Source organism: Enterococcus sp. AZ048 (genome assembly GCF_051715125.1).
Taxonomy (GTDB): Bacteria; Bacillota; Bacilli; order Lactobacillales; family Enterococcaceae; genus Enterococcus_A; species Enterococcus_A gilvus.
Window position 1 is genome coordinate 1,684,201 of record NZ_JBIOTD010000001.1, and the last position, 23,226, is coordinate 1,707,426.

Annotated in this window: 24 protein-coding genes, 1 other RNA gene and 1 other annotated feature; of the genes, 8 read left to right on the forward strand and 17 right to left on the reverse strand. The window is 42.7% G+C overall.

Annotated elements, in window-relative coordinates; all coding sequences use genetic code 11:
• Positions 1 to 105: 105 nt before the first annotated feature.
• Positions 106 to 1,278, reverse strand: coding sequence for a class I SAM-dependent rRNA methyltransferase (locus IGI66_RS08215; RefSeq protein ID WP_438848440.1), 1,173 nt, complete (start codon positions 1,276 to 1,278; stop codon positions 106 to 108).
• A 175-nt stretch (positions 1,279 to 1,453) separates the two neighbouring features.
• Here IGI66_RS08215 and IGI66_RS08220 point away from each other — a divergent pair, with 175 nt between their 5' ends.
• From IGI66_RS08220 to IGI66_RS08230, 3 genes are all read left to right on the forward strand, one after another.
• Entirely contained in the window at positions 1,454 to 3,568 is a 2,115-nt protein-coding gene (locus IGI66_RS08220; protein WP_086303659.1) for an LTA synthase family protein, read from the forward strand.
• Positions 3,569 to 3,693: 125 nt separating this feature from the next.
• Positions 3,694 to 4,350 (forward strand): hypothetical protein, encoded by a 657-nt coding sequence (locus IGI66_RS08225; protein WP_010780531.1) that lies wholly within the window; start codon positions 3,694 to 3,696, stop codon positions 4,348 to 4,350.
• 134 nt (positions 4,351 to 4,484) lie between these two features.
• The gene (locus IGI66_RS08230) at positions 4,485 to 5,924 is read left to right on the forward strand and encodes an NCS2 family permease (protein ID WP_438848443.1); all 1,440 of its coding nucleotides are present in this window, start codon (positions 4,485 to 4,487) and stop codon (positions 5,922 to 5,924) included.
• A gap of 38 nt (positions 5,925 to 5,962) precedes the next feature.
• Here the strand turns inward: IGI66_RS08230 and IGI66_RS08235 are convergent, their stop codons facing one another.
• The 3 genes from IGI66_RS08235 to IGI66_RS08245 are packed head-to-tail and all read right to left on the reverse strand — an operon-like array spanning position 5,963 to position 8,379.
• Positions 5,963 to 7,453 carry a sensor histidine kinase gene (locus tag IGI66_RS08235; protein WP_288227394.1) on the reverse strand — a complete coding sequence of 497 codons (1,491 nt, stop codon included), beginning with the start codon at positions 7,451 to 7,453 and terminating at the stop codon, positions 5,963 to 5,965.
• The gene (locus tag IGI66_RS08240; RefSeq protein ID WP_010780528.1) at positions 7,450 to 8,172 is read right to left on the reverse strand and encodes a response regulator transcription factor; all 723 of its coding nucleotides are present in this window, start codon (positions 8,170 to 8,172) and stop codon (positions 7,450 to 7,452) included. Before IGI66_RS08240 ends, IGI66_RS08235 begins: the two co-directional genes overlap by 4 nt.
• Positions 8,173 to 8,175: 3 nt before the next feature.
• Entirely contained in the window at positions 8,176 to 8,379 is a 204-nt protein-coding gene (locus tag IGI66_RS08245; RefSeq protein WP_044926188.1) for a hypothetical protein, read from the reverse strand.
• Between the two features lie 3 nt (positions 8,380 to 8,382).
• Between IGI66_RS08245 and ssrA the strand changes: the two genes are divergently transcribed.
• Positions 8,383 to 8,749, forward strand: a transfer-messenger RNA (tmRNA) gene (gene ssrA, locus IGI66_RS08250).
• A 167-nt stretch (positions 8,750 to 8,916) separates the two neighbouring features.
• Here ssrA and IGI66_RS08255 read toward each other — a convergent pair.
• Positions 8,917 to 9,117, reverse strand: a complete 201-nt coding sequence (locus tag IGI66_RS08255; RefSeq protein ID WP_438848445.1) for a hypothetical protein — start codon at positions 9,115 to 9,117, stop codon at positions 8,917 to 8,919.
• Between the two features lie 326 nt (positions 9,118 to 9,443).
• Between IGI66_RS08255 and IGI66_RS08260 the strand changes: the two genes are divergently transcribed.
• Entirely contained in the window at positions 9,444 to 9,650 is a 207-nt protein-coding gene (locus IGI66_RS08260) for a DUF378 domain-containing protein (RefSeq protein ID WP_010780526.1), read from the forward strand.
• Between the two features lie 185 nt (positions 9,651 to 9,835).
• On the opposite strand, the gene IGI66_RS08265 is transcribed toward IGI66_RS08260, so the two are convergent.
• The 4 genes from IGI66_RS08265 to IGI66_RS08280 all read right to left on the reverse strand — a co-directional run bounded on the left by IGI66_RS08265 (position 9,836) and on the right by IGI66_RS08280 (position 13,822).
• On the reverse strand, positions 9,836 to 10,669 hold the full coding sequence (locus IGI66_RS08265) for an energy-coupling factor transporter transmembrane component T family protein (RefSeq protein ID WP_438848447.1): 834 nt from the start codon (positions 10,667 to 10,669) through the stop codon (positions 9,836 to 9,838).
• A complete protein-coding gene (locus tag IGI66_RS08270) occupies positions 10,656 to 12,344 on the reverse strand; it encodes an ABC transporter ATP-binding protein (RefSeq protein ID WP_438848448.1) in 1,689 nt (562 codons plus the stop codon). The genes IGI66_RS08265 and IGI66_RS08270 overlap by 14 nt, the downstream gene beginning before the upstream one ends.
• Before the next feature lie 16 nt (positions 12,345 to 12,360).
• Positions 12,361 to 12,912, reverse strand: coding sequence for an ECF-type riboflavin transporter substrate-binding protein (locus IGI66_RS08275; RefSeq protein ID WP_010780523.1), 552 nt, complete (start codon positions 12,910 to 12,912; stop codon positions 12,361 to 12,363).
• A 70-nt stretch (positions 12,913 to 12,982) separates the two neighbouring features.
• On the reverse strand, positions 12,983 to 13,822 hold the full coding sequence (locus IGI66_RS08280; protein ID WP_438848450.1) for an SAM hydrolase/SAM-dependent halogenase family protein: 840 nt from the start codon (positions 13,820 to 13,822) through the stop codon (positions 12,983 to 12,985).
• Between the two features lie 98 nt (positions 13,823 to 13,920).
• Positions 13,921 to 14,166: a binding site (T-box leader), on the reverse strand.
• Positions 14,167 to 14,292: 126 nt separating this feature from the next.
• On the opposite strand from IGI66_RS08280, the gene IGI66_RS08285 reads away from it, so the two are divergent.
• Positions 14,293 to 14,691 (forward strand): hypothetical protein, encoded by a 399-nt coding sequence (locus IGI66_RS08285; protein ID WP_010780521.1) that lies wholly within the window; start codon positions 14,293 to 14,295, stop codon positions 14,689 to 14,691.
• Positions 14,692 to 14,719: 28 nt separating this feature from the next.
• The gene (locus IGI66_RS08290) at positions 14,720 to 15,202 is read left to right on the forward strand and encodes a hypothetical protein (RefSeq protein WP_438848452.1); all 483 of its coding nucleotides are present in this window, start codon (positions 14,720 to 14,722) and stop codon (positions 15,200 to 15,202) included.
• Positions 15,203 to 15,336: 134 nt separating this feature from the next.
• Here IGI66_RS08290 and IGI66_RS08295 read toward each other — a convergent pair whose 3' ends face one another.
• The 7 genes from IGI66_RS08295 to ulaG are packed head-to-tail and all read right to left on the reverse strand — an operon-like array spanning position 15,337 to position 20,934.
• Complete coding sequence (locus tag IGI66_RS08295) at positions 15,337 to 16,050, reverse strand: L-ribulose-5-phosphate 4-epimerase (protein ID WP_438849287.1); 714 nt, start codon at positions 16,048 to 16,050, stop codon at positions 15,337 to 15,339.
• Positions 16,040 to 16,900, reverse strand: coding sequence for an L-ribulose-5-phosphate 3-epimerase (locus IGI66_RS08300; RefSeq protein ID WP_114524559.1), 861 nt, complete (start codon positions 16,898 to 16,900; stop codon positions 16,040 to 16,042). The genes IGI66_RS08295 and IGI66_RS08300 overlap by 11 nt, the downstream gene beginning before the upstream one ends.
• 1 nt (position 16,901) lies before the next feature.
• Positions 16,902 to 17,543 carry a 3-keto-L-gulonate-6-phosphate decarboxylase UlaD gene (locus IGI66_RS08305; RefSeq protein WP_010780517.1) on the reverse strand — a complete coding sequence of 214 codons (642 nt, stop codon included), beginning with the start codon at positions 17,541 to 17,543 and terminating at the stop codon, positions 16,902 to 16,904.
• Between the two features lie 14 nt (positions 17,544 to 17,557).
• Positions 17,558 to 17,857: a PTS sugar transporter subunit IIB gene (locus IGI66_RS08310; protein WP_010780516.1), complete on the reverse strand. Its 300-nt coding sequence runs from the start codon at positions 17,855 to 17,857 to the stop codon at positions 17,558 to 17,560.
• A 30-nt stretch (positions 17,858 to 17,887) separates the two neighbouring features.
• Positions 17,888 to 19,378: a PTS ascorbate transporter subunit IIC gene (locus tag IGI66_RS08315; RefSeq protein WP_010780515.1), complete on the reverse strand. Its 1,491-nt coding sequence runs from the start codon at positions 19,376 to 19,378 to the stop codon at positions 17,888 to 17,890.
• 12 nt (positions 19,379 to 19,390) lie between these two features.
• Complete coding sequence (locus tag IGI66_RS08320) at positions 19,391 to 19,849, reverse strand: PTS sugar transporter subunit IIA (RefSeq protein WP_438848455.1); 459 nt, start codon at positions 19,847 to 19,849, stop codon at positions 19,391 to 19,393.
• Between the two features lie 17 nt (positions 19,850 to 19,866).
• Positions 19,867 to 20,934, reverse strand: a complete 1,068-nt coding sequence (gene ulaG / locus IGI66_RS08325) for an L-ascorbate 6-phosphate lactonase (RefSeq protein WP_438848457.1) — start codon at positions 20,932 to 20,934, stop codon at positions 19,867 to 19,869.
• A gap of 222 nt (positions 20,935 to 21,156) precedes the next feature.
• Here ulaG and IGI66_RS08330 point away from each other — a divergent pair, with 222 nt between their 5' ends.
• Entirely contained in the window at positions 21,157 to 21,921 is a 765-nt protein-coding gene (locus IGI66_RS08330) for a DeoR/GlpR family DNA-binding transcription regulator (protein ID WP_438848459.1), read from the forward strand.
• Between the two features lie 57 nt (positions 21,922 to 21,978).
• Here IGI66_RS08330 and IGI66_RS08335 read toward each other — a convergent pair whose 3' ends face one another.
• Positions 21,979 to 23,226 carry an MFS transporter gene (locus tag IGI66_RS08335; protein ID WP_438848461.1) on the reverse strand — a complete coding sequence of 416 codons (1,248 nt, stop codon included), beginning with the start codon at positions 23,224 to 23,226 and terminating at the stop codon, positions 21,979 to 21,981.

Genomic DNA, 23,226 nt, shown 5'->3' on the forward strand with positions numbered 1-23,226 from the left:
CATCCCGCTTTCCAATTTTTTTATTCGTAAAGTCCCTTTGTCAGTTTCTTCTTTATGACATGTTTTTCTGATCTCAGCTTCACGAACAACCATCGGGCGCGTTCGCTACGCCTTGCTTATTTGATAAAACAATACTTTTAAATAATCGCTCTCTTCGAAGTTGCCACTAGGAAAATCAGCCGGCAGCCGGTGCGTTTCTACTAATTGATACGCGACCTTTTTGTTCTTCAGAGCCGTTTCGATCGACTGCTTAAACTTTTTGATCGGTAAATTCGCCGCATTGGTGGAAGCGATGATCATTCCTTCATCTGAGAGAATGTCCACGCTGTCTTCGATCAACCGTCCGTAATCCTTCGCAACAGAAAATGTTTTTTTCTTATTCCGAGCAAAGCTTGGCGGATCCAAGATAATCAAATTATAACGTAAGTTGTTTCTTAATGCATAGCGGAAATAATCAAAAGTGTCCATTACTCTAATTTTCTGTTGTTCTAACGGCAGTCCGTTTACTTCGAATTGTTCTTGCGTTTTTGGCAAACTCCGCTGCGCCAAGTCAACACTGGTCGTTTCAAGCGCGCCGCCATACGCTGCCGCTACGGAAAAGGCCCCCGTATAGCTGAACATATTCAAAACCCTTTGTCCTGCTGCTAGGCCCTCCGTCAAGCGCCCGCGCACGTCTTTTTGATCCAAGAAGATTCCAGTCATATAGCCTTCATCTAAGTATACGGCATATGAAACGCCATTTTCCACTACTAATAACGGTTCCTCCGGTTTTTCTCCCGCCAGCCAGCGACTCTCCTTCAATTCGCTCTTGAAGCGGATTTTTTCAACGACGCCCTTTGCATGAGGATACGCCTCCAGCAAGCTGTCAACGATCAGCTTTTGAAAATGATAGATGGTTTCGTTGTACCAAGAGATCACCAAATAGTCCGCATAGTAATCCACCGTGACACCGCCAAAGCCGTCCCCTTCGCCATTAAATAAACGAAATGCGTTCGTTCCTTCATCTGCAAAAAATGCCTGCCGCATTTGAATGGCTTGAAGAAAGACTTCCTTTATAAAAGAGCGATCGATGGGCCGTCTCGTTTGGTCAAGGACCCAGCCAATCCCTTTGTTTTGTTTTCCCAAGTATCCGGTAGCAACGTAGGCTTGCTTATGATCAACAAACTCGACCCACTCTAAAGGAAGCTCCTTTGTTTTCTTTGCTAAATCTTCCTCTTTGATTAATGGATTTCCTTGTCGAATTCGTTTGATTCCATAGTTTGTTACTTCAATTTTCACTCTCATCCCTGCTTTCTTATCTAGTATAGCAAAAAAAATTTGTATTTTTCGCTTATAAAGTTTTCTTTAAGCATGATTGCTCTCTTTTTAATATGAATTGACTGGGTTGATGGAAGCGAGTAAACTGTTAACAAGTGAACATTCCGCTTTTTTTGCGGCAGAAAGGAAGTTACTATTGAAAAAACTAAAAGCTCCTGCATTTTTGAATAAACGTCTCGGCTTTTATGCGTTACTGACATTCTTATTATGGGCGAAAAGTATTTTTGCATACTTATTTGAATTCAATTTAGGGATCGAAAGTCTGACGCAGTATTTCATCCTTTTTATTAATCCGATCGCATCGACAATGTTTCTACTGTCGATCGCTTTATATGTTCGACGTTCGAAAGCATCCTATTTAACGATGATGATCATTTACGCACTGGCAAGTATTTTGTTGTTTGCTAACGTCGTATATTATCGTGAATTTACCGACTTCATCACCGTCAACACCTTTTTAGGCGCTGGGAAAGTTGCCAGCGGTCTAGGTGAAAGCGCGGTTCGACTCTTTCGTCCGTTTGATCTTTTATACCTGATCGATATCGTGATTTTACCGATTCTATTGTGGCGTAAAAAGATCAAAGAAGAAGAACGTCCTGTTCGTGCACGAATGGCCTTCGCAATGACGGCTCTTTCGATCATGATCTTCTCAGGAAATCTTTTCTTAGCCGAAGCAGATCGTCCAGAATTACTGACTCGTACCTTCTCTCGCGACTATTTGATCAAATATCTTGGTGTTAATGCCTTCACTGTTTATGACGGTATCCAAACGTATAAGACCAACCAAGTCCGCGCCGAAGCAAGTCCGAATGACTTAAAAGAAGTTGAGAATTATGTAAAAGAACATCATGCGGCACCGAATAGCGAGTATTTTGGACTTGCTAAAGGACGCAACGTGATCACGATCCACTTAGAAAGCCTGCAGCAATTTGTGATCGACTACAAATTGAAGGATGAAAACGGACAAGAACATGAAGTTACACCGTTCTTGAACAGTATTTTCCATAGCAACAGCACGTTTGCCTTTGACAATTTCTTCCACCAAGTAAAAGCCGGAAAAACTTCCGATGCTGAGACTTTGATGGAAAATTCATTGTTTGGGCTGAACCAAGGATCGCTGTTCTCGCAATTAGGCGGTAAAAACACCTTCCAAGCAGCTCCAGATATTTTGAAGCAGACAGAAGGCTATACGAGTGCGGCATTCCATGGGAACTCAGGAAGCTTCTGGAACCGTTCAGAAACGTATAAAAATCTCGGATACGACTATTTCTTTGATTCTTCTTACTATGATGTGAATGACGAAAATTCATTCCAATATGGCTTGCATGACAAACCCTTCTTCCAACAATCTGTGAAGTACTTGGAACGTCTGCAACAGCCATTTTACTCAAAATTTATCGCCGTATCGAACCACTATCCATACAGTGAATTCAAGAATGACGAAGCTGGATTCCCTATGGCAAACACGAGCGATGAAACAATCAACGGCTACTTTGCCACAGCGAACTATTTAGATAAAGCTGTCGAAGAATTCTTCAATTATCTAAAAGCTTCTGGTTTGTATGATAATTCGATCATTGTTATGTACGGCGACCACTACGGGATCTCGAATTCAAGAAATCCTGATTTGGCACCGTTACTAGGCAAGTCTAAAGAAACATGGTCAAACTTTGACAACGCACAAATGCAGCGTGTGCCTTATATGGTTCACATTCCTGGTCAAGAAAAAGGCGGCATCAACCATACCTATGGTGGTGAAGTCGATGCCTTGCCAACGTTGCTTCATCTGTTAGGAACAGACACGAGCAAGTACATCCAGCTAGGACAAGATTTGTTGTCTAAAGACAATAGCCAAATCGTTGCCTTCCGTGATGGGGATTATGTGACACCGAACTACACGTATTACAGCGGAAACTTGTATGACAATAAAAACGGCATGCCGATCTCTGAACCTAGCGAGATCCTTCAAAGACAAGCTGACGGTTGGAAAGAAGCTGTCTCCAAGCAATTGCATACGTCAGACAATATCAACAATGGCGACCTGCTCCGCTTCTATTCAGCTAGTGGTTTGAAACCAATCGATGCCTCTCAATTTGATTACAAAGACGGATTGAATAAGATGGAAAAAATCGAAAACAAACTAGGTGACAAATCAACCAGCATCTTTGATCAGCACGGAAAGAAATCCACACAGGATCTTTACAAAACCGAGACTTACAAGCAATACCAAGAACAAACTCCACAACAATAAGTTGAATTCGGACCCCCTTCACCTAGATGTGAAGGGGGTTCTTTTATCTGCACGTATTTCTTCCGATAGAATTCATACTTCTTTCAAATTAGGATTTTATACTTATTCTTAAGAGGTGGCATTCTATGGAACTTATTTCAACGACACTTTCAACAATTAAACGGCATCGTCTGCAATTTTCACTTTCTTGGGTGATCTGTCTGGTCGCTCTCTTTGTGCTGACGAGCTTCAGTATGTTGAAATTGGTCTTGTATCAATTAGATTCCTCCAATCAAATTCAATTATTTACAGCAAAAGAAATTGATCAATTGCAGCGGTACTTTTCTGACCGCCTGCTGATCAGTGGGCTTATTCTTTTTGTACTCTTGCTGGCCTTCTTTGGCTACAGAGTACACCAACAAAAAAAAGAGCCCCTTCCGAAAAAGAAGATTTTCTATGCGATTGGCTTGGAATTCTTCATCGGTCTGATGATCGCTACGATTTGTCTCGTTTTGCTGTTTACTCTTTTTGAACCACTTTACCAAACGATTCTGCAATCGTTCTACCATCAGGCGTTAAACCAGATGAAAGAATTGCCCAACTTTGTGTTAAGCAATGGGACGAGCGGCATTGCCTATTCGATCCGTTCCTCTCTTTCGTTTGAATTGTCTTCTACGACATTGCTGGATTTATTCTTCGTCTCGCTTTTCAAAGCTGTTTCTTACATCTTTCTCTCTCTTTGCGTATTGATCCTCTCCTTCTATCTGATAAATACTTCCTTCAAAAAGGCGAATGTCCGTTAAACACGAACATTCGCCTTTAAATTTGTTCTTTACTAAAAGTTATGGTTGAAAGTCGATCGTTCCTTCATTATACTAAAAAAGTATTCGGTTTTTACCGATATAATGAACTTATTCTTAAGGAGCGTTTAATTATAATGGAGAAATTCTTTAAATTGAAAGAGCACGGCACCAACATTTCCACTGAAGTAATGGCAGGAATCACTACATTCTTTGCCATGAGTTATATTTTATTCGTGAATCCGACCATCTTGTCTGCTTCAGGGATGCCTTTCCAAGCAGTATTTTTGGCAACGATCATCGCTTCGGTCATCGGCACGTTAGTCATGGGACTATTTGCCAATGTTCCTTACGCACAAGCACCCGGTATGGGATTGAATGCGTTCTTCACCTATACCGTCGTTTTCGGACTAGGTTATTCGTGGCAACAAGCGTTAGCAATGGTGTTTATCTGTGGGATCATTAATATTTTGATCACTGTTACAAAGATTCGTAAACTGATCATCCATGCGATTCCAGAAAGTATGCAGCACGCAATCGGCGGTGGAATCGGGATCTTTGTCGCTTATGTGGGGATCAAAAATGCGGGACTTCTTTCCTTTAGTGCTGATTCTTCTGCTATCACCAGCAGTGTTGTTGAAGGCGGCAAAGCGACCAATGTTGCTATCAACAGCGGAATCGTTCCTGCGTTAGCAAACTTCAACAATGCACCGATCTTGTTAGCTGTGATCGGCTTGACGCTGACAACTATTTTAGTCGTAAAAAACGTTCGTGGAGCGATCTTGATTGGGATCGTGGTCACGACCTTATTAGGAATTCCTATGGGTGTGGTTCAATTAGGCGCAATTGATTGGCACGCCAATTCATTAGGCAGCTCGATCCAAGAATTAGGGACGACCTTTGGTGCCGCTTTTGGGTCTGAAGGTATGGGTTCTCTGTTTTCAAATTCTGCAAAATTACCTCAAGTGTTAATGACGATCTTGGCCTTCAGTCTTTCTGATACTTTCGATACGATCGGGACTTTCATTGGTACGGGCCGTCGGACTGGAATCTTCTCAAAAGAAGACGAAAACGCACTTGAAAATGACTCTCGCGGGTTTAAAACAAAAATGGATAAAGCCTTATTCGCAGATGCGATCGCAACATCTATCGGTGCGATTTTTGGAACATCAAACACGACAACGTATGTTGAATCGGCTGCTGGGATCGGCGCTGGCGGACGGACGGGTCTGACGTCGATCGTCGTTGCACTTCTCTTTGCCCTAAGCAGCTTGTTCTCACCACTGATCGCCGTAGTTCCGGCGCAAGCAACTGCTCCTGCATTGATCTTGGTCGGTGTCATGATGCTGGCTTCTTTCGCTGATATCAACTGGTTAGACTTAGAAGAAGCGGTTCCTGCTTTCTTTGCCAGTGTCTTTATGGGATTATGCTACAGCATCTCTTACGGAATCGCTGCCGGCTTCATTTTCTACACCATCGTTAAAGTGATCAAAGGAAAAACAAAAGAAATTTCGCCTATTCTTTGGGTCGTAGATATTTTATTCATCATGAACTTTATCATCTTAGCTATTCTGTAGAGAAACATCCCTACAAACAAAAAAAGAATCGTCTCCCATTAAGCGGGTGACGATTCTTTTTTCTCTTCATTTTGATCCGTGTCCTCAGGTTTATCTGGAAAGACAACCGTAAACGTCGTTCCTTTGTCCAAAGCACTCACCACTTCGATCGTTCCATTGTGGAGACGAACAAGCTCTTGTACGATGGATAATCCTAACCCCGATTCCCCGTATTTTGTATTTTTCCGTGACGGATCGGCTTTGTAATAACGATCCCAGATATTTTTCACCTGGTCCTCCGTCATTCCGATCCCGGTATCTGCAATACTGATCTCTGTCGCCTTTTCCAGCTTCTTAATGGCCACAGTGATCGTTCCATTCGTGGTAAACTGGATCGCATTTTGGATCAGATTTACCAGCACCTGAACAAACCGGTCATAATCTGCATACACATCGATCGGCGCATCCGCCTGTAAGATCAATTCATCCCCCGAAGCCTCCGCTTTCCCATGCAATTGAGAAACCAATGTAGAGACGGCCTCCGTCGCGTTGAATTTCTGCAAGACAACACTGATCTGGTTGGTGCGTATTTTTTCATAGTCCAGATTTTCATTGACCAATCGGATCAGCCGAGACGTTTCGTTTTGCATCAGTTTGATGGCCTTCTCTTTTTGGTTCTCAGGAATCGCATTGTATTGCAATCCTTCCAATAACCCATTGATCGTCGTCAACGGGGTGCGCATCTCGTGAGACGCATCCGCCATGAATTGCTTCCGACGTTCTTCCTGACGTTCGATTTCCTCCTGAGACGCCTTCAAAGAGACCGTCATTTGATTGAAATCATCCGCCAAGTCATCAAACTCATCGCGATTTCGGTTCGGAACGATCACATCAAAGTTTCCTGATGCCACTTCTTTTGTTGCCGAGCGCATCCGATTGATCCGCTTCACCTGCTGCGTGGCAAAGAAATAACTAACTATGATGGCAATGATCGAGGCGATGATAAACGCCTTGAACAAATCGGTCACGATCGAGTTGACACTCGACTCGACATTCATCGCCGGCTGACTCACCAGTAGAACACCGAAAAATTCACCGTTTGTAAAAAACGGCACCATGGCATAGGACGTTGTTTGATTCTGCCCCATGACATTTTTTGAACTCGTCTCTTTCTGCTGCTGCCCGACCTTCAATGCCTTCCATTGTTCGTCACTTACCAGATGCTGATTGACTTTCCCCGATTTCTCAGGGTATTGCACGTTCCGATCCTTATCGATAAAAACAAAGGAAACATCCTGTTGATTAAGACTTGATTCAGTCACGCCGATCGCAAATTGGAAGATTTCATTGCTGGACATGCCTTCAAAACGAATGTCTCGACTCAAGGAATTGTTATTCTTCTCCATCGATTCCGCATAGCCCAACAATTCCTTGTAGTTATTGTCCTCCAGCGTCTTGCGGGTGAACTGCGTAAACGACAGCCCCAGCGTCAGCAAAATCAATAGGATCAACCCGCCAAAAGCCAGCAATTGTTGGTAAAGGTATTTCATCGACCAACCTCGGTGTCATCAAATTTGTAGCCTACGCCCCAAACAGTTTGGATGACTTGTGCACCGACCTTCTCAATTTTTTGACGCAATTTCTTGATATGCGCATCCACTGTACGCTCGTCACCAAAGTACTGATAATCCCAAACCAGCTCAAGCAATTGTTCACGGGTAAATACTTGCCGCGGCTTTTTCGCCATCGTATACAGCAAGTCGAATTCTTTCGGTGTCAATCCTTCAATCGGCTGATCATCTAAATACGCTTCCCGAGTTTTTAAATTCATTTTAAAATGATCCGTTTGGATATCAAAGCTGTCGCTTGATGTCGCGGACTCTTTTTGCGGTTCTGACGTCAATTCACTGCGACGGTGCAACGCCTTGATTCGTGCAATCAATGTCAGCGGTGAGAAAGGCTTCGTGACATAGTCGTCCGCGCCCATTTCCAATCCAATGACTTGATCACTTTCAGAATCTCTTGCTGTCAGCATGATGATCGGCACTGTTTTAGAAACTTTACGGATCTCACGACCGACTTCCATGCCGTCCATCCCTGGTAAATTCAGATCAAGCGTGATCATATCCCATTTTTCAGGGTCCGCTTTAAAGGTGTCTAGCCCTTCTTTTCCGTCGTATTTAAATTCTGCTTCCCAACCTTCGTTCAAAAAAAACATCTGCATCATCTCAGAAACGGACTCGTTGTCTTCGATCATTAAAATATTCATACATTAACCCCCTGATATCGTCTGATTCTCATTATAAGTATACTCTATTTCATTTTTTTCAACCATTACCTTACCCGTATCTTCATTAACAATTTGTTTTTTCTTCAATTTTTTCACAGGAATCTGAAAAATTTCTTTTGAATCATTTACATCTTTGCATTTTTTATAACGGGATGGTATACTTTCTCTTGCAGTAAAATTATTCATAAAGGGGACGTTACGGATTCGACAGGCATAGTTTGAGCCTGAATTGCGCTTCGTAGGTTACGTCTACGTAAAAACGTTACAGTTAAATATAACTGCTAAAAACAACAATAACTCTTACGCTTTAGCTGCCTAAAAACAGTTAGCGTAGATCCTCTCGGTATCGCCCATGTGCTCGAGTAAGGGTCCTATTCTAAGTGGGATACGTATCAACTTTCTGTCTGTAAGTTGATAAAGAGCCTATCAGACTAGCAATGTCCGCGGCCTGTCATGCGGCAGAGGGCAAAGCGAAATTTAAATAGTATGACTATGAGCGTAGATTTTTAGGTGTCGATGTGTTTGGACGCGGGTTCGACTCCCGCCGTCTCCATTAAAGAGTTCGATCCATTTCAAAACGATTCAGATCCTTTACCACTTGGGATCGAATCGTTTTTTATTTTGGATTGTTTACGAAACAAGAGCCAAACAACGGCTAGGTCGCTCGGCTCTTGCATGAGGTCTCTTTACTTTAAACACGCCTTCGTTGCTCTTTCTAATACGTTATTCTTCAACTTCCTGCAGCACCTCTTGTTCTAGTTCTACGAAGAAAAATTGCAGCTGATGGGGAGAAACATGCACAATCAACCGTTCTTTGGAGACATCTGTTGCAGTTGCTGGATAGACTTGCTCCGTTCCATGGTTCCCGCGAAACAACTCCTTTAAAGCAACCTCCAAACCAGCATTGATAAATGGATTCAGCATTTTCGTCGCTCCCTTTCATTCGTATCTTTTCTTACCTCCATTATACCCGCGAAGACAGCCGAACATTTCATTTCTTAAAAAAAGTACGTTTTATTAAATAAAAGATTTTTATTCCTCGTGACCTCATAAAAAACAGAAGCACCTCCGCCCTTTTTTTGCTATGAATGAGATAAAAACCTTTTATGCCAAGGGACAACAGCAGTCTCTCATAACTTTTCTGCGGTTTTTTGTCTTATAAAATAAAAAAATTTCTATTATGAGCATATGAATATGGCGCTTCTAGTAACTGTGGTACTGTTGAACCAATCAGAAGGGAGGGTTTACAGATGAAATATCTAGATATTATCGCGCTTATATTGTTGATTGTCGGTGGCATTAATTGGTTATTAGTAGGTCTTTTTGAATATGATTTAGTTGCAGCAATATCTGGTGGAAGCACAGCGATCCTTGCTAAAATTATTTACATCGTGGTCGGACTATGTGCGCTTTACTGTTTAAAATTTATCCCTGGAATTGCGAATCGTACTGAATAAATCCGTTGGTCTTTTGTTGAACAACTAAGATCATGAACAATAGATATCAAAAGAAGCTCTCGGCTTGCAGGCCAAGAGCTTTTTTGTGTGCTAAAAATTACACAATAATAGTGGAATCAGCTTATAGGAAACTATCTGCTTGTACTCTTTGTAGCCTTTCAATAAAGCTTCGAGTACTTCTTCTTTTAGCGAAACGGATTATAAAACCGTCCTCCATTGACTACTAATAATAAAATACCCGCTGAACAGAGCAGAAGCACGAGGAACAAGGCGATGTAGTCCTTGCGCTTCAATGGCTTAGCCAATAGCCAGGTTCGTCCCTTTTTCTTTCCGAAGCGTCGAAGCTCCATCGCAGAAGAAATCGTCTCGATTCGTTCCAGACTTGAAAAAATCAATGGAATCGCGATCGTCAAATTCCCTCGGACACGTTTCAGCAATGACGCTTTCTTGGAAAGTTCGTTTCCTCGAGCCTGTTGCGCTTTTGAGATCGTTCGGAAATCTTCTTGGATGTCTGGAATGTAGCGTAACGCCAAGGAAAAAGCATATGCGATCTTGTAAGAACCGCCCACCCGATGAATGCTGGAAGCCAACTCACTAGGGTTTGTGGTCAAGATGAATATCAGACCCGGAGGAATCGTTACAAAATATTTTATCAGCAAATTGAATTCATAAAACAATTGTTCCTGCGTGAGCGTGTACCTGCCAATGCCATCAAAAATCACGTGGCGCGTTCCGTAGATCGTTACCCCATATTCCGGCGCGAACAGATAAACGGTCAACAAATTCAAGATGGAGAAGAACGCGATAAATTTCATGACAAATGAAATCTCTCGATAACTGATTTTTGCTGTTCTGAATAGAATGACGGAAAAGACCGCCAATACAAGTAAAAATCGCGTGTCATAGGAAATCATTCCTACCACTGAGATCATCAAGAAGCACAGCAATTTCGTAAAACCGCTCAGTTGGTGGATCGGTGTATGTTTCGGCAAATAGCCGATTAGATTATTGTCCGCCATAAGGTCCCTCCTCATGTTGGATAAATGCCGACACGAACCCTGTGGCATCCGGCAACTGATTATTTTCAGCCAAACGATACAGGCTCGTCTCGCGCAAACTGGCAGAAGCCACTAAATCCGCCGAAGACAATACCTTTGCAGGTGTTTCATCTGCGAGAATCTGCCCTTCTTTCAAAACAAGGGTTCTTTCAGTGTGCTCCAGCATCAAATGCATATCGTGAGTGATCATCAGAATAGTGATCCCTCGTTGGTTTAATTTGCGCAAAAACAGCATCATTTCATTGTAATGGTAATAATCTTGCCCCGCTGTAGGTTCATCGAGAATCAGCAATTCAGGCTCAAGCACTAAAATTGCGGCGATTGCCACACGTCGTTTTTGTCCATGGCTCAAGGCTGAGACCGGCCAATTGCGAAATTCATAAAGTCCGCAGACCTTTAATGTATCAAAGACTTTTTCTTGGATACGCTCGGGGTCAACCCCACGATTTTCCAGCCCCAAAGCGACTTCTTCGAAAATCATGTTCTTAGACAGCATTTGATTGCTGTTTTGCAGAACGTAGCCGATTTTATCCGCCCGCTCTTTGATACTCTCCTTCGCGATCGACTCGCCCTTCCAAAGCAATTCCCCCGTCTGCAATGGGTAGAATCCTGTGATCAAATTAGACAATGTGGATTTTCCCGCACCGTTGTGTCCGACTAAGCTGACCATCTCTCCTTCGTAAAGGGTAACATCGATCATCTTGATGACCGGCTCCTGCCCGAAACCAAAAGAAACCTGCTTTAATGACAGCAACGGCAGCTCTTTTTGCGAAGCTTCCTTGAATGTTCCCCGTGATCGTGCTAAAGCCGCGGAGATTTCCGGTGAGACCAATTGATCCACTTGTGTTAAATCTGGAATATCCGCAAGCGAGATCCCCGCTCGTTTTAACGCTGTGATATACAAAGGTTCACGGATGCCATAGGTTGCCAGAAGATCGCTCTTCAACAAATCGGTCGGTGTCATATCCGCAATGATCGTCCCCTCATCCATCAAAATCACTCGATCAATGGGCGCGGCCAATACTTCTTCTAGCCGATGCTCAATAATGATCGTGGTAAATTTTTGCGATTGGTACAATTGATCGATCATTTGGATCGCCTCATACCCGGTCTGAGGATCAAGATTGGCTAAAGGTTCATCAAACAGCAGGATCGGCGTTTCATCGATCAGAACCCCCGCCATCGTTACGCGCTGCTTCTGTCCACCAGAAAGATCCTGCGGCCGTTTTTCCAACTGTGTCGCCAGATCGGTTTTTTCAGCCCAATAATTAACGGCCTTTCGCATATCTACTTGCGCTACCATCTCATTCTCCAAAGAAAACGCGATGTCCTCTGCGACGGTCAGGCCGACAAACTGACTATCGGTATCTTGCAATACTGTTCCCACATCTAACGAAAGGTCATAGATCGACGCCTCACTGAAGGTCTTGCCATTGATCGTCAAACTTCCAGTAAAGATCCCCTTCTCATTCTGCGGAATGATCCCATTCAAGCATTTTCCTAACGTTGATTTCCCAGAACCGCTTGGCCCCATGATCAACACTTTTTCCCCTTGTTCGATGGTCAGATTGATAGTTTTCAATGTCGGCTCTGCTTGACTATCATATTGAAATGTAAACTCACGAAACTCGATCATTCTATGCCCTCACGTTCTAGGCTTCTTTATTCAGACTGCCCTTTTTCGTTTTCGTCTGTGCGTAAGCCTTCAATAAAATAAATCCGATGATCCCTGTAACTACGGAGTTCGTGATTCCCGCTACGACGCCTTGAGTAAAGACCTTGCTCGGTGCTTCCGCGTAGATCAGAATATCTCCGATCGGTGCAATGATGATCCAGGTGATCAAATTAGCGATCGTTTCTCCGATTAAAAATGTCGTGACTTGCTTCTTGCCAAATATTCCTTGTTCGATCGGGATACGCTTCGCAAGCAGACCGAAGAAAACGCCAAGGACTCCTGATGCTACGATCCAAGACCACCAAGCACCGTAAGTGGTCAAATCACCCAATGCGTGTCCGATAAAGCCAGCCAGACCAGCTACGACCGGACCATATACGACACCCAACAAAGCCAAAAATGGGTATGCTGTTGCAATGTCTGTATTTGGAATACCCGTTGGAATCGTCACGAAACGCTTCAAAATAAAGAAGACTGCTGCACCAATACCAATCGCGACAATGTGTTTTACTGTAAATTTATTATTCATTTGTCCTACTCCTTTTTGTTACTCTTATTTTTTTCTTCTATTAAACTACAACATGCTGCATTTATGATTGCTAAATCTTCGTGAACTCGATCGTCCAATCATTTCCCGTTCCGATCTTGTACACTGTAGAAAATGAATCCAAATTGATCCCTAACCCTACATTTAATAATGAATTGATATACAATACCGCTTCTTTTGGCGCCACTTGTGCGAAGGACCGTCCGAAGACGACGTCATCTTGATAACGCACCACACCTTGATAGTATATTTTTACTAGCAAGCTTTGTCCATATTCAACATGCCATTTTTTGAAAAAGTCCACGGGAATGTTCGTCCATAGCGAGCCAAAACGAATATCTGTGATATCGATCGTCCCAGCGATCTTATTTTCATTCTGCATCGGCGCGATCAATGGGAACGTTACGAGCTCATTCGTTGGAATAACCGAACCCAATTCTGTGAAGCGTACTTTTCCGCTGGCAAGTCGTGCGCCATTGTAAACATAGACATCACGCCCATGAAATGTGTGGCTTTCTGATGATCCCTTCAAACGCTGCGTTTCCTCATCGATTTGACGGACCTCTTTGATTCCCACATATTGTGCCAGATAGGTCAATGTGCCATTGTCAGGGGTAATCACATACTGTCCCCCCTGCAATTCTGCAACCACACTGCGTCGCGTTGAGCCCACCCCAGGATCAACCACTGACACAAAAACCGTTCCCGCCGGCCAGTAGGTCACTGCCTGTAACAACCGATAGCTTGCATCGTGGATGTTGTAGGGCTCGATCTCATGGGTTAAATTGTTGATCGTCAATGAGGCCTCCACTTGATACGCCACCCCGTACATTGCGTTCACCGCACCATCCTGCAAACCAAAATCCGTTTGAACTACTAAAAAACCTGCCATAACTTTTCCACCTTCCAACTTGATTTTTTAAACATTGTTCCTCGAATCCACGCAATCGCTTGAGTGCAGACACAAAAAAATACCCTCAGCAAAAAATTGCTAAGGGCATTTAACATGCGTTACCACCTTTATACGTAAAATCTTCGCAGACTTTACCTCAATCAGTACCCAAAATAGAGATTTCGGAGACTGTGCCTTGCTAACGGGGGCATCCGTATTCCCTTAAACGTTCGGGAAATCCGCTCAAAAGCCATTTTCAACTAATCAATCTGCATTCCCTTTCACCAGACGGGAACTCTCTTTGGCAAATGTAATTACTCTACTTTCTTTCTCACTGCGTTTCATCGATTGTTATAAAAATAGCAAAGAAGCGGCTGCTTGTCAATGGTGATTCCTGAGGTATGATTGGTTATCCTTTTTCTATTTCTCCATCTTCTGGTACACTATTTTTCAAGAAATGAGGAATGACAATGAACGATGCTCACTTATCTTTTCACCATATTGGAAAACCTGTCCCTCTAGAACAACTTAAGAACCACCCGGATGTAAAATACAGTCCGCTCTTTGATATGTACTCTTTGGACAAAAAGAATGACCTCTCTTTGCCGATTGAGCTACATGCTTTCGGACCAAATTCCACTCTTGACCCCTTGATCCAAAAGGAACCCCATGTCGCATTCAAAGTCAGCGATATTGATAAAGCATTGGTCGGACAAACAATCTTAATGCCTTTGTACCAGCCCTTCGCTGATTATCGATGCGCCATGATTTTAGTGAACCAGCAACCCATCGAGCTGATTGAAACGACTCTTTCGGAAGCCGAGATCTGGGGTGACGGTATCTATAAGGACAGCATTCTTTATGAATAATAGTTGCCCTTGCTAGGAGGTGTTGCAAATGGACAATTTAATGCTATTCTTTTCTTTTTTTGGCAACTGGCTGCTTTTTACGTTTCCACTTTTTCAGGGATGTCTTGAAATGAAGGAACAAGGGAATACGATCGATATTCTTACGGAACAAAATTCAGACTATAGAAAAGTCTCACCCTGGTATTGGCTGCTGCCGCTTTGGAAACTATCCTTAGAAAAAAAACGTGCACTGACCATCATGCGTCATGCCGCACTCAGTCAACAGCAAATGAGGCAAATGCTGCTCTTTTTCGATCGAGCAACCGCCTGGTTTTTTGTCTCCTTGGCAGGATTATTGGGAGGAACCGCAGCGACTCATGCGCTGATAGAACAATTTTTCCCACATCTCTCTGTATGGGGACTGGTCATTGCGGTTGTGTTTGTCTTAGCGATCAGTGTTTTTAATGTCTTTTATCGCTTGAGCGAAAAGAGAGAGCAGCGCCTGTTCAAAAAACTTTTCGAAGACAGATGACGTTTCATTTGGAAAGTATTTAGCAAAAAAACAATGCAAAAAGAAAGTCAAATCAAGAAATACTTTTCAAATGGAAAGTATTTCACCTTTTGACTTTCTTTTTCATTATCCTAATTTGTGCATTTTTTCAAGGATCACCCTTGTCCATAATAGGCGTGGGCACCGTGTTTACGGTAATAATGTTTGTCTAATAAATATTGAGGAATCTCACAAATATCGGGATTGATCTGCTCATTTTCTTTCGCCATCAAGCAAATCTCATCTAAGATCAAGCTATTTTCGACTGCTTTCATTGGCGAGTCGCCCCACGTAAATGGTCCATGCCCATACACCAAGACACCCGGCACTTCGCTTGCCTTCAGCTTTCTCTCGTTAAAGGTTTCAACGATCACATGTCCCGTATTGATTTCATAAGCTTCTTTGACTTCGGCCTCCGTTAACTGGCGTGTACAGGGGATGGTTCCATAAAAAGCATCTGCATGTGTCGTGCCGTATGCAGGCAAGTCGCGTCCCGCTTGCGCCCACATCACCGAATGGGTCGAATGTGTATGAACGATCGCCTTCACTTCCTCGAAAGCCTGATACAAGACGACGTGGGTCGGCAAGTCGGATGATGGCTTTAAGCTCTGGGCATCAAGCACCTTTCCTGTTAAATCTGTCACGACCATTTGATCAGCCTGCATGTTTTCGTACTTTACACCGCTGGGCTTGATAACGATAACGCCCAACTCACGATTGATTTCACTGACATTGCCCCACGTCAGCTTCACTAGCCCGTATTGAGGCAGTTCCACATTCGCTTCAAAAACGCGTTGCTTCATTGCGTTGATTATTTCTTCACGCGACATCATACCCTGCCTCCTTTAGTTTTGAATATAGATAGGTTTTTGCCTGTTGGATCTCAGCTCGAAAATCTTGGCTTTTTTCACTCCACATCTCGATCAAAAAGGTCCCGTCATAATCCAATCGTTTTAGATTTCTTAACAAGCCGAGAAAATCAACACAGCCTTTGCCAAAGGGAACATCTCGAAATTGCCCAGTGGATTCCTCCGTTACAGGGTACGTATCCTTTAAATGGATCGACGTGATGCAGTCGATCCCCTTTTCCAACTCGTGCGCTGGATCATTTTCCGGCCAAGCCGACAGGTTCCCCAGATCGGGATAGACTTGCAGATAAGGCGAGTGGATCTGCTTTTTGATTTCTAGAAATTTTGAAATAGAATTCATAAAAGGATCATCCATGATCTCGATGGAGAGAATGATGCCGTATTTAGAAGCTTCCTTCACACTTTCCTTCATTCCTTCAATGAAATCTTCCCTCGAATTCATTGACTTTTCTTCATAATAGACATCATAACCAGCAACTTGGATCACTTTGATACTCAACTGATGTGCCAGATGAATCGCTTTTTGCATGATCTCGTGAGCCATTCGCTGTTTTTCCAAATCACGGGAGCCAAAGGGGAAGCGGCGATGGGCGCTTAAACAAATAGAGTTGATTCGAACATCCGCTTCGAACATCTCATTTCTCAGCGTTTGGATTTCCTTTTCAGTCCAATTTAAACGCGCCAACCGTTCGTCAGTCTCATCGATCGACAGCTCAATAAAATCAAATCCCATGTCCTTCACCAAGGCAAACCGTTCTTTCCATGAAAGATCCTTAGGCAAAGCTTTCTCATAAATACCGATTTGAGCCATATTATTGCCCCCAAATACGAATGATCTCATCTTTGAAGTCTTGAGCGGCCTGCACTGGATCATTCGCTGCGGTAATGCCACGACCTGTAATAAAGGTATAAACATCGATCCCCTCAAACAACTTCAAGGTATCCACATCCAATCCGCCAGTAACAGAAACGTTAAATCCCATGTCGATCAGTTTTTTTACTTTGGATAAATCCTTCTCTCCCCATGTTTCACCAGAGAGTAAGGCATCCCGACTTTGATGATAGATTGCTTGTTTGATGCCGATCTCACGCCACGCCGCTGCTTGTTCATAGGTCCAATCACCATACAATTCAACTTGCAATTCTTCTACTTCTTTTTTTGCGGCCTCCATTGTCGGGATCGTCGCGCAGCAAATCACTGTCATGAAATCCGCACCTGCATCCGCGACATTTTTTGCCACGGTTCCGCCAGCATCCGCACATTTCGTATCCGCGACTAATTTCTTTTCAGGGTACATCCCGCGAATGCAGCGAATGGCTTTTTGCCCTTCCTGTAAACACAAAATCGTTCCCACTTCAATAATATCAACGATCGCGCCAACATTAAAAACGTCCGCCAACGCATGTTCCAAATCGTTATGATCCAATGCAATCTGTAAGTTCGGTCTGCTCATCTTGAATTCCTCTTTTACTTAGTTTTTTGATACAATGCTGATTCCGAAAATTTTTCACCAATTTCCTTCGCTGACATGACATTTTTGATGCCGATCACCGTCACGCCCTTTTTCTCCGCTTGAGTGAACATATTAAGAAAGTTTACAGGTGTAAAAACCACATCGTATTGCGTTGCAGAGCTTTTTCCTTCTGAGATCGCACAATGGTGGATTTTTGTAATAGGGACACTTAATTCCTTCATCGCCTTTTCCACACTTCTCATCATCATCAAGCTTGTTCCAGAGCCATTCGCGCAAGATACTAATATTCTCATTATATTTTCCTCCTTATTTGTCTTAACTAATTACTGTTGTTCTTGGTATTTTTCTGCATACTGTTCGTAATCCTCTACGATCATGAAGTAGCCATCTGGATTCTTGCGGTATTGCAATTGCGGAATGATCAGGAGCCCAATTACTACCACTGCGATTCCAACATATCCGAGAACCTTCATGATCACGGCGAACACCGGCCAAGCAGTTGCCCAGTCGAACATTCCAATGTAGCCGCCGTATTTTGACATACCGATCCATGTAGCAAATAATGCCGAACCACCCACTTGGATAATCCCTGATAAGAAGGGAAATAGACAAGCCGCTTTAAATCCGCCACGGTTATTCGCAAAGACGGCAATGACCGCATTGTCAAAGAACAATGGAATAAATCCGGCAATGACGATCGTTGGTGATTTTAATAAGATCAATAACCCGATCATTAAGAATTGTCCTAAAGCACCAAACAGGAAGCCAATCGTTACAGCGTTTGGCGAACCAAACCCAAAGGTCGCTGCCACGTCGATCCCTGGCACCGCACCAGGTAAGATCGTATTGGATATCCCTTGGAAAGACTGTGTCAATTCGTCCACGAAGGTCCGCACGCCTAATTGTAAAATCGCTAGATACACGGCGAAATTCAGCGAGGTCGTCATAATATAAAATAAGAAACTTTGCCCTTCCTCCATAAACTTCGCCTGTACAAGGTAATCCTGCCCTAATACTAATAGAATGATTCCAAAGAAGAACAGCATCAGTAACGAAGTCGCCACCATGTTCTCATTGAATATCGATAAGAACCCTGGCAGTTCGATATCCTCAAGTTTTTTGTCCATTTTTTCAGACTTGTGTTTCTTTTCATCGCGTTTCTTCATCCACTCCGCTAATTTTGCGAAGATGAAAATTCCAAACATTTGCTGATGGGCAACGGCAAAACCAGCGCCCTCGGTCAGCTCCTGCGTAATTCCTACAGTTAAATTGGAAGCGACTGCCCAATAACAGCCTAGGATCAATCCCATGAAAATCAATACCTGCACTCTGCCTAAATCAGGAAAGCAAAACAGGAGAATCCAAAAGGCTGTCGCCGACTGTTGAATCTGCACATTTCCTGTCGTAAAAACAGAACGCAACTTCGTGTATTTCTGGAAACGAACCAGCAAAATATTCATGACAAAGGCGATCAATAGCAGAATCATGACATCGCCAAAGGTTCGACCAAAGGTTTCCATCAATCCGGCATCCACCGCATTTTGTCCGAAATAAGGATCGGTTACCATCGCATTCAAGTTAAACCGTTCTTTTAATCCAACTAAGATTGGTCGGAAGTTGTTGACTAAGCCGCCTGAACCAACCGTCAAAATAAAGTAACCAACGGTCGCCTTCAGAAAACCCGCGACACATTCATATAATGGCCGTTTTAACAAAATGTACCCCAGTAACACAATAAATCCAATCAGGTACGCCGGCTGTGTCAAAATGTTTGTCGCAAAATATGTCCAAATACTTAACAAAAAGTCACCCATTCCTTTTTCCTCCTATACGTTAAACTCTTTCATCACAGCTTTGTACTCCTCGATTGATTGTGTTTCTGCTAACCGTTCGATCAGCCCTTCCGTCATCAATAATTCAGACAAATTTTGAATATTTTCCATATGCTCTTCTGGATTTTTGGCTGCTAAAGTGAAAAATAAGATCGCAGATTTTTCTTCGTCGGCACTTTCAAAGGACACCGAATGCTTCATTTTCGTAAATGAGATCGCTGTTCCAAAGACGCCTTCGCTTTCTTCCGAGGAATGCGGCATAGCGACCTCTGGCACAATAACAATGTACGGCCCATGTTCTTCGACACATCGAATGATTTCGTCTACGTACGTTTGATCGATGATTTTTTTATCCAATAATAATTGGCAGCTTTCCGCAATCGCTTCTCGCCAATCCGTGATCTCTTTGTCGGAATAGTTGATCAATCCGTTGTCATAAAAATAGTTAAGCATGAGAGTCTCCTTTCTTTTTATAAGAATGATGGAAATGGGGTGTCATTTTCTACGGAAAAGGCATCTTCAAAGCCGCGATAGAAATTAAATTCAAGATCATCTTTATTTGTCGGATACGTAAACTTGCCACCTACTTGCCAAATGTACGGTTTAAACGCGTACTTCAACCGATCCCTTTTAAATTTCCAAATTTCTGTAATTTCCTTTGGATCGGCCATGAAGTTCGCCCAGATATCATAATGAACAGGAATAACTACCTTCGCATTTAAAGATTCCGCCATCCGCAGCATGTCGACGGAAGTGACCTTATCCGTGATACCTCTTGGATTTTCCCCGTAGGCTCCTAAACAAACATCAATTTTATGCTCGTTGCCATGCTTCGCGAACATATTTGAATAGTGAGAATCTCCTGCATGATAAAGACTGCCTCCAGAGGTTTCAAACAAGTAGTTCACCGCAATTTCATCCATGTCTTGAGGCATCTTTCCTTTTAGAGTGACCTCTGGATCTTCACAAGTAACCAAAGCGGTCCGGTCAAAAGCTTCTAAGGCAACCACGTTGATATCTTTGATCTTGATTTCATCCCCTGGCTTAACGATCACCGTTTTCTCTTTTGGAATTCCCCATTTTAACCACGTATTGACAACTTCCTTAGGCCCAACAAATTTAGCCTCTGGACAATTTTGATGCACCGCAGCAGCGGTATTGATGTCGAGGTGATCCGAGTGAATATGGGTCACTACCAACGCATCCACATTTTTCACTTCAAATGGATCAATCACAAAGGGCTGTGTCCGTAAATTTGGTTGCATCTTCTGAACACCGCTCATGCGCATCATCTGATGCCCCTTTTTCATCATGCCGTTTCCGTGACTTCTTTTTCCAGTGCCACACCAAAGATCACATAGAATATTGGTTCCTTCATGACTCTTTAGCCAGATGCCTGTACAGCCTAACCACCACATTGCGAAGGTGCCTTCCTTCACTTTTTCTGCTTCAATCTCTTCATTTAAATAGGTACCCCACTCAGGAAAAGTATCTAATACCCAGCTTTCTTTCGTTACGTCATTGACTGTTTTGCCCATTATAATTGCTCCTCACATAAATTTGATATGACTTACAATTAAATCTTAAAGCGTATTCGACGTTATGAAAACCCTTTTATATGACTTTCTACAGTTTATATGATTTTCTATCCATTTTTAATGATTTTCTTAGTATAATGTAAGCGGTTAAAGAATTTTAAATGAACTTCTCGCTAAACACAATCATTTATTCAACGGAACATTCCTTTAGGAGGTCAAATAATGAAGAACTCGCTCATCAATATCAATAAACGTCAAAAGAATATTTTGGAACTACTGCAATTGACCGAACAAATGACGACTGATGAATTGGCAAAAGCCTTAGACGTATCCATCAGTACGGTTCGAAGAGATTTAAATTTATTGGAAGAAAAAAATGATATTATTCGAAACTATGGTTACTGTTCCTATAATTATGAGAACAAAACGGACTTTGATCAGTCTGGCCCAGAGCGTATCAAGCAGGCGATCGCCAGAGAAGCTAGTAAATACGTGAGTGATTACGACACTCTGTTTATCAACTCAAGCTCGACTGCACTAAAAACACTCGATTTTATCCATTCGAATCATTTAACCGTCGTGACAAATAATGTAAAAGTTAATTACTCTCCCCATAAAGACAACTGCAACTACATATTGACAGGTGGGGAAATGCGTTTTCCAAAAGAAGCACTCGTTGGAGATATTGCTCTGCACACCATTTCTTCGATGAATGCGGATGTCTGTGTGATCGGCTGCAGCGGTGTCAGTTTAGAAAATGGCGTGACTACAAAGATCTTAAACGAATCTACCATCAATGAAATGATGATCAATAAAACCATCAAATGTAAAATTTTAGTTGCGGATCATCGAAAAATCGGATTGACCTCAAAATTTAAAATCGCTGATATCTCAGTTTTTGATTACTTGATTACGGACAAATTTTCTTCGCAAAATATAGTAAATGAAATTAGGAATGCGGGCGTAAAGGTCATTCAAATTGATTAACAAAAAACCCTCGAACACGTAAGGACTGTGTTCGAGGGTTGCTTCATTCTATAAGAATTATTTTGTTTCTAAAACGCCGCTCTTTCCTCTCGCCATTTTCATAGAGAAAATCCACGTCACCATTGTGATGACTGTCAACGCAATCAAGAGCTGCCATCCTAGTTGATAAGAACCGGTCTGATCATAAATAGTGGCGATCATCAATGAGCCGAGTGTCAATCCAACTTGGGTAATACTGCTAATGATCCCATAGACTTCTGCGTAGTGCTCTCTTCCGTAAATACGCGCAGTGATCAAAGGAGGCGAAACTGTCCCAATCGGAGTCCCCAATCCAAAACAGAAAGCCATTAGATAAATCATCACCAGTTGATGGCCATTTAATAATAAAATAAATGCCAGCGTCATGAACCCACAACCGAAAATGGTACTTTTCACCGTACCAAAGTGATCATCGATCCAGCCTAAAATCAATTTACCAAAAATCCCTACCAACGAATACAAGGAAATGATGGAAGATTTCACCACGACTCCGTGCATTTCTTCTAAAGCAGGAGGAAATTGTCCTAATGAACCGGAATTCAACAGCCCGTTACAAAAAATTCCAATAACCAACATCAAAAAGATCGGTTGTTTGATTAACTGTTGGATGTTCAATGACGTCTTTTGTTCCGTTTTTTCTGTCGGACTAGCTAGGTTGCTTGCACCATAAGCCTTTAAGCCCATCTCGGCAGGACTCTTCTTCAAAACAAATAATGAAATTGGAAGCGTGATGATCAGCAAAAGGAACGCGATCATTCGATAAGATGCCCGCCAGCCAAAGTTTGCTAATAAATAGCTTAGTACCGGGCTGAAAATAAATCCGCCCAGACCAATCCCCGCCATAGCGATACTCATCGCTAAGCCGCGCTTTTCTTCAAACCAGTTGGTGATGATCATACTGACTGGAATCAAGGTACTGCTCGTATACGCAATTCCTAACACAATCGCCAGCAAGTACAATTGCCATGCCGCAGTAGCAAAAGAAAAACTGAAATACGCCGCAATGAAAAACAGCAAGGCGATCGTTTGTATTTTCTTCAAATTTCCTGTCGCTAATTTTTTCGCTACAAAAGGCGAAAAAATGATCCCCATTGATTGCGTGATCGTGTTGACCAGGGTAAATGCACTACGGGAAATCCCTAAATCGTCGGTCACTGACAATAAGTAGACATTGGCTAAAGACATAACCATCGGAACAATCGTCGCGGTAATACAAACACACCCAAAAACGACCTTCCATCCATAAAACAGCTTCTTTTCTTTCAT